This window comes from Ramlibacter sp., assembly GCF_013697775.1.
GTDB lineage: Bacteria > Pseudomonadota > Gammaproteobacteria > Burkholderiales > Burkholderiaceae_C > Ramlibacter.
This window is the reverse complement of sequence record NZ_JACCWG010000441.1, coordinates 1-3,056: the sequence shown is the minus strand read 5'-3', so window position 1 is coordinate 3,056 and position 3,056 is coordinate 1. Positions and strand designations below refer to the sequence as shown.

The following is a 3,056-nucleotide window of genomic DNA, read 5'->3' as shown; positions in this document are numbered from 1 at the left end:
GCGCCACCTCGCCGGGCGGCGCGGTCCGCCCTGCCGGCACGGCGGCCACCTCGCGGCCCACCATCAGGCGCGACAGCTCGCGCGCGCTAGTCTGCGCCGCCGGCATGTCGGCCACCACCTTGCCGTGGCGCATCACCACCACGCCGTCGGCGGCGGCAAACACCTCGTCCAGCTTGTGCGTGACGAACAGGATGGTGGTGCCCGCCTGCTTCAGCCGGCGGATGCTGGCCAGCAGCGCCGCGATCTCGTCGGGCGCGAGCACGCTGGTCGGCTCGTCCAGCACCAGGATCTCGGCCTCGCGGTACAGCGCCTTCAGGATCTCCGCGCGCTGGCGCATGCCCATCGGCAGCTTCCACACCGGCGCGTGCACGTCCACCTCGAAGCCGTAGTCGGCGCACATGCGCTCGAGCCGGCGCACGTGCTGCGCCAGGTCCAGCCGGCGCAGCCCGGGCTCCAGGCCGACCAGCACGTTCTCCGCCACGCTGAGCGCGCCGGCCAGGTGGAAGTGCTGGTGGATCATGCCGATGCGGTGGCGGATCGCGTCGCGCGGCGAATCCAGCACCACCGTCTCGCCGTTCACCTGGATGCGGCCCGCGTCCGGCCGGTACAGCCCGTACAGCACGTTCATCAGCGTGGTCTTGCCCGCGCCGTTCTCGCCCAGCACGGCCAGCACGCTGCCCTTGTCGGCGTTCAGCGTCACGCCGTCCAGCGCCTTGAAGCCGCCGAAGCTCTTGCACACCCCCTGCAGGGCGAGGTAGCTCATGGCTGGGGCCTCAGAGCGGCTGCGGCTTGAGCTTGCCGGCCTTCATGTCGGCCACCAGCGCCTCCACCTCCTGCGCCACGGCGGGCGGCACCGCCGGGTGGAAACTGCCGATGCGCACCGCCTCCGGCGTGTTCAGGTCGTACTTGTAGTTGCGGCCTTCCAGCCCCTTGTCCAGCGCCACCTTGATGTAGTTGAGCATCATGCCGCGCACGTCCAGGATGTCCGACTGCAGGATGATGTCCGGCCAGCTCTTGATGGCGTCGTAGTACAGGCCCACGGCGTACACGCGCTTTTCTTTGGCGGCCTGCAGCGCGCCGACGGTGGCGCGGTCCATGGTCGGCCACAGCACGTCCACGCCCTGGCTGATCTGGTTGAGCGCAGCCTCCTTGCCCTTGGCCACGTCCTCCCAGTCGCCGGTCCAACTCGCGAACACCTTGCCGTCTGGGCGGGCGCGCTTGAAGCCTGCTTCGAAGCCGGCCAGGCTGTCGGTGGTGAACTTGAACTTCTGCGCGCCGATGAAGCCGGCCTTGCCGGTCTTGCTCATCTTGCCCGCCACGTAGCCCATGAGAAAGGCCGGCTGGCTGAAATAGAAATCGGCGGTGGCGACATTCTTTCCCGTCGCCAAGCCGTTGTTGACGACGAAGGTGGTGTTCGGGAAACGCGCCGCTACCCGGTTCACCGCATCCTGGAATTCCCCGCCGTGCGCGATCACCAGCTTGTAGCCGCGCCGCGCGTAGTCCGACAGCGTTTCCACGTGGTCGGGCTCCTTGATCTTCTCGGTATACGCGAACTCGATGCCGTACTTCGCCTTGGCGGCGGTCAGCGCGTCGAACGCTGCCTGGCTCCAGCCGTTGTCGGTGATGCTGCCCGGCAGCGCGATGGCGATCTTGTACGGCGCGGCGGCCTGCGCGAAGGCGCGCGGCAGCGCGGCGGCTGCGAGCCCCGGCAGGGCCGCGCTGGCGAGGAAGCGGCGTTTGGACATCTTCATGGCTTGTCTCCTTTTATTTTTCGGCAGGGAATGGAGTCGGGTGGCGGGAAGGCCGCGCGCGTCAGCGCTGCACGAGCTGCGCCGCCAGCACGTCGACCGCGGCTTCGGCGGTGGCGATGGAATCCTTCAGGCGCTCGTCGGCGAACTCGTCGTATTCGACGGCCGCGCCGTGCACGTCGGTGATGCCGATGTAGGCGAACGCGGTGCGGGTCGACGGCTCGACGTGGTTCATGTGCGCGATGCGCGCACCGCTGCCGTAGCCGTAGTCGCCGCGCGAGCTCAGGATCACCAGCTGCTTGCGCTGCTCGGTCAACAGCGGCCAGTACGGCTCGCCGGGGCGGGCGCGGTCGAAGCCGAAGGTGCGGCCCACGCGCACGATGTTGTCGATGTACGCCTTGAACTGCGCCGGGACATTGAAGTTGTACATGGGCAAGCCCGCCACGATCACGTCGGCGCGCAGCAGCTCGTCCACCAGAGTGTCGCTCACGGCCAGCGCGGCGTGCATCCAGGGCTCGCGCTGCTCGGGTGGCGTGAAGGCGGCGTGGATCCACTCGCCGGTGACGGGCGGCGGCGGCTCCTGGCCGACGTCGCGGTAGACCACCGTGTCGTCGGGCCGTGCCGCGCGCCAGCGCTGGATGAAGCGCGCGCTGAGCCGGCGCGTGTGCGAGCCATATTTGCTTTCGCGCGAGCTGCCCTGGCGGGCGCTCGCGTCGATGTGCAGAACCGTTGTCATGAAATCCCTTGCGTGCTTGTTTGCGGTGGTCCGATGCTAGGCAGCGGGCCGGGGCGCGACAAACGGGATTTCTTCAGCGCTGGGATGAGTTTTTCTTCGCGGCGTCGTGTGCGGCTAAAAACGCAGCCGGCCGCCGGCATCGACCCAGCCGATGTCCACCAGGTGCGAGCCGACGTTGCTGCCGGTCAGGTCCAGCACGAAGCCGCCCAGGTCGGCGCGCAGGCTCCACAGCTGCGCGGTCAGGCGCGCCGGCGTCGGCTCGCCGCCCATGCGGCGCAGCGCCTCCACCACCGTGCGCGCGGCGATGCAGCCGGCCAGCGACTCGGGCGACGGCCGCTCGCCCGGCGCGAACTCCTTCATTGCGCGCAGGTAGTCGCGCGTGAGCGGCGTCGCCGCGGCGCCCGGATTGGGCGTGACCTGCGCCAGCGCGATGTTGGCGGGCGTCCCCGCTTCGTCGCCCTGCGCCGCGTCGCCGCCCGACAGGTACGACATGCCGTAGGCCGGCGTCGCGCCGGCATGCTGGCGCAACGCGGTGAGGTAGCGCACGCCGGCTTCGCCGCGCAGCACAAGCA

4 protein-coding genes are annotated in these 3,056 nt (G+C 69.6%); all 4 read right to left on the bottom strand.

Annotated elements, in window-relative coordinates; genetic code table 11:
• The coding region (locus tag H0U68_RS22455; RefSeq protein WP_296359124.1) for an ATP-binding cassette domain-containing protein at positions 1-763 on the bottom strand (763 nt) is incomplete at its 3' end.
• A gap of 10 nt (positions 764-773) precedes the next feature.
• Positions 774-1,751 carry a BMP family protein gene (locus tag H0U68_RS22450; RefSeq protein WP_296359123.1) on the bottom strand — a complete coding sequence of 326 codons (978 nt, stop codon included), beginning with the start codon at positions 1,749-1,751 and terminating at the stop codon, positions 774-776.
• A gap of 61 nt (positions 1,752-1,812) precedes the next feature.
• A complete protein-coding gene (locus tag H0U68_RS22445) occupies positions 1,813-2,484 on the bottom strand; it encodes an NAD(P)H-dependent oxidoreductase (protein WP_296359122.1) in 672 nt (223 codons plus the stop codon).
• A gap of 114 nt (positions 2,485-2,598) precedes the next feature.
• The coding region (locus tag H0U68_RS22440; protein WP_296359121.1) for an ABC transporter substrate-binding protein at positions 2,599-3,056 on the bottom strand (458 nt) is incomplete at its 5' end.

Coding starts and splice junctions, on each gene's coding strand:
- H0U68_RS22450 (WP_296359123.1), bottom strand. CDS start 1,751: ATGAAGATGTCCAAACGCCGCTTCCTCGCCAGCGCGGCCCTGCCGGGG.
- H0U68_RS22445 (WP_296359122.1), bottom strand. CDS start 2,484: ATGACAACGGTTCTGCACATCGACGCGAGCGCCCGCCAGGGCAGCTCG.